Origin of the sequence: Mixta mediterraneensis (assembly GCF_030283135.1) — a bacterium.
Taxonomy (GTDB): domain Bacteria; phylum Pseudomonadota; class Gammaproteobacteria; order Enterobacterales; family Enterobacteriaceae; genus Pantoea; species Pantoea mediterraneensis.
This window is the reverse complement of the sequence record NZ_JASUAZ010000106.1, coordinates 1-2,454: the sequence shown is the minus strand read 5'-3', so window position 1 is coordinate 2,454 and position 2,454 is coordinate 1. Positions and strand designations below refer to the sequence as shown.

5 protein-coding genes are annotated in these 2,454 nt (G+C 48.5%); 2 read left to right on the top strand and 3 right to left on the bottom strand.

The window, feature by feature from the left end:
• Positions 1-149 precede the first annotated feature (149 nt).
• Positions 150-620 (bottom strand): lipoprotein YedD, encoded by a 471-nt coding sequence (gene yedD, locus QRY16_RS21750; protein ID WP_193405330.1) that lies wholly within the window; start codon positions 618-620, stop codon positions 150-152.
• Positions 621-823: 203 nt separating this feature from the next.
• Here yedD and QRY16_RS21745 point away from each other — a divergent pair, with 203 nt between their 5' ends.
• On the top strand, positions 824-1,147 hold the full coding sequence (locus tag QRY16_RS21745) for a DUF6388 family protein (protein WP_289778030.1): 324 nt from the start codon (positions 824-826) through the stop codon (positions 1,145-1,147).
• Positions 1,148-1,342: 195 nt separating this feature from the next.
• Here the strand turns inward: QRY16_RS21745 and iraP are convergent, their stop codons facing one another.
• Positions 1,343-1,642, bottom strand: coding sequence for an anti-adapter protein IraP (iraP, locus tag QRY16_RS21740; RefSeq protein ID WP_193405331.1), 300 nt, complete (start codon positions 1,640-1,642; stop codon positions 1,343-1,345).
• A 177-nt stretch (positions 1,643-1,819) separates the two neighbouring features.
• Here iraP and QRY16_RS21735 point away from each other — a divergent pair, with 177 nt between their 5' ends.
• A complete protein-coding gene (locus QRY16_RS21735) occupies positions 1,820-2,059 on the top strand; it encodes a DinI-like family protein (RefSeq protein ID WP_193405332.1) in 240 nt (79 codons plus the stop codon).
• A gap of 35 nt (positions 2,060-2,094) precedes the next feature.
• Here the strand turns inward: QRY16_RS21735 and QRY16_RS21730 are convergent, their stop codons facing one another.
• On the bottom strand, positions 2,095-2,322 hold the full coding sequence (locus tag QRY16_RS21730) for a hypothetical protein (protein WP_289778029.1): 228 nt from the start codon (positions 2,320-2,322) through the stop codon (positions 2,095-2,097).
• Positions 2,323-2,454: the final 132 nt, after the last annotated feature.

Sequence of the window (2,454 nt, the reverse complement as noted above, 5' to 3'; positions counted from 1 at the left end):
ACGCCAATGGCCACGTTACTTGATGGAAAACGGGTCTGGGCAGAAAAGAATCTGAACCAGATTTAATCTGACAGACACCTGTATAAATAACCGGTAACTGTCAGATCAGGTCTGAGCTAGTACACATTAGCTAACGGCACTGAAGCTAATCACTGCTCGTTATTCTGCGTAATGGTGGTGCGCAGCAATTCCGGCTCGATATTTTGAATTACGGCCGCATCGGGCTGTTTCGCCACTTCATCCAGTGCTCGCTGGCAGTCTACCGTGGGGCGAGCCACTTTACGCAGCGTCAGGCCGTCGTACTTCAGCTCCCCGTTTTCCGCTACCAGCGGCATTACGCGCAACTGGCGGTTTACGTTAACGTAATCACCGTTCAGCAAAGTTAACCGACCCGGTTTGGCAATGATGCGTTGCCACTGGCGACAGTCCAGCGTGCTGCCGTCAGCCTTGACGATCAAACTGGCAATTGCCTGATCGCTGACTAAATCGCTCTGCGGCCCCACTGTTTGCCAGTTACCCTGTAAACTGGCCGGTGCCGGCGTTTTCACCGCGCTTTCGTAACTATTGATTTGGGCACAGCCGCTCAACGCCAGTGCTGCAATCAGCATCCACTTTTTCATCTTCAATCCCTAAGCTCGCTTCAATGGCGGCTACGTTATAATTTTTCCAGTGAGTTACGCAAGCCATCTGCATAATGGGCGAAGGCTTCGTGCTCAGATTTTGTCTTTTTTCAGCTTACGCTAACTTCTCCTGGCGAGCGCCTGACAAGACAGACGCAACAGGCTACACTTGCGCGCTGCAACAGACTCACAGGAACTGAATGATGAAAACGCCAGACGCGTATTATGCACAGGCGCGCGACATGTTTTTCGCCGCTCACGCCGATTTCCAGGCCGCCCTTGATGAATTAACCGAGAACGATGCGCGTGCCGCAAATTTGTCGCTGCGCCAGCTGCGCGCATGGCACGCCGAACGCATTTACGCCGCTTTTTTACGTCAAAAAAATCTTGATGGAATAATATTTTCCATCCAGCTGGCAGAACCGGATAAAGCGGTGGCAGCAGACGCAATCGAAGCTTACCTTAAATCGCATGCCGAATCGTTAGGTATGACCTGGGAAGAGTTTTGTATTAAAAACGAGCTGTAACTGTTCCGTCTGCAGAAAAGATGTATTTTGTACACACCTCCAACCACACGGATTACGCCGGATAGGATTGTACAACTGCGCGTAACTTGTATAAGTTCACTTAACGACTTCGGTCGCGATTGTCCTTGAACGAAGAGTGCCTTTGCACTGCCTCTGTAGGTGTTGTTTGGATTTCCACCTCCAGAGGCGAATTTTTTACTCCCCTTCCGCTTCCGCTTTGCCATTCACCTCAACGTACTTTGCCACTGCCAGCAGGCGATTAATGTGCGTCAGCAATAAATCTACATCAGTTTGCAAAAAGTCGCCTGAAGAGCGCGAGGCTGTCACAATGGCGTCCTGCACCGTTTCAGTAATCGTCAGCGAATTGTCTTGTTTTGCCTGTATCAGCAATGCGGCAATCAATAAGGTTTGCGCTTCGGTCTGTGCCATCAATTCTTTGGCATCGGTGTCCATCTTTGCCATTTTAAGCAGAATATCTATAACCAGCTGTCGCATCGCGCTTCTCCTGATGAATATGATCCCAGTGTGTCGTTTTTTCCCGTCCACCTTACTCCAGACAGGCATAAATTACTCAACGACATAAAAATTTTGTGAATTGTAAGTTCTGGCCTTGCTACTGTTTTTATTTACAGTATTATGTGCAAGCGATTTTGCCCTGTACGGATTGCCATTATGTTTGTGGAATTGATTTACGATAAGCGTAACGTTGCGGGTTTACCCGGCGCTCGCGAAATGATTTTGCAAGAGCTGGAAAAACGCGTGCATCGGGTCTTTCCCGATCTTGAGGTTAAGGTCAAGCCGATGGAGCGTAACGCCATTGATACCGATTTAAGTAAGAACGATAAAGCGACTGTTGCACGCATTGTTGAAGAGATGTTTGACGAAGCAGAGATGTGGCTGGTGGCCGAATAACGCCTTCCGGCCACCGCAGCTGCCAGCAGGAGATATTAGCTCTCCTGCTCGCTGTGATTGATTTCAATCTCAATATCCTGAATCGCTTTATCGAAATCGTCTAACAGTTTGCCTTGCTTATTGAGCAGCGCATCAAAGCGTTCTGCATTCACCTTATCTTTATATTCACCGGCGTCAAAGGCTAACCAATGGCTGGAGAGTGTTTCGGTATTGGTTTGCGCATAGTGACGCATCTCTTTTAACTGAGAAGCCACATCACGCAGATAATCTGTACTAGCTCAGACCTGATCTGACAGTTACCGGTTATTTATACAGGTGTCTGTCAGATTAAATCTGGTTCAGATTCTTTTCTGCCCAGACCCGTTTTCCATCAAGTAACGTGGCCATTGGCGTAC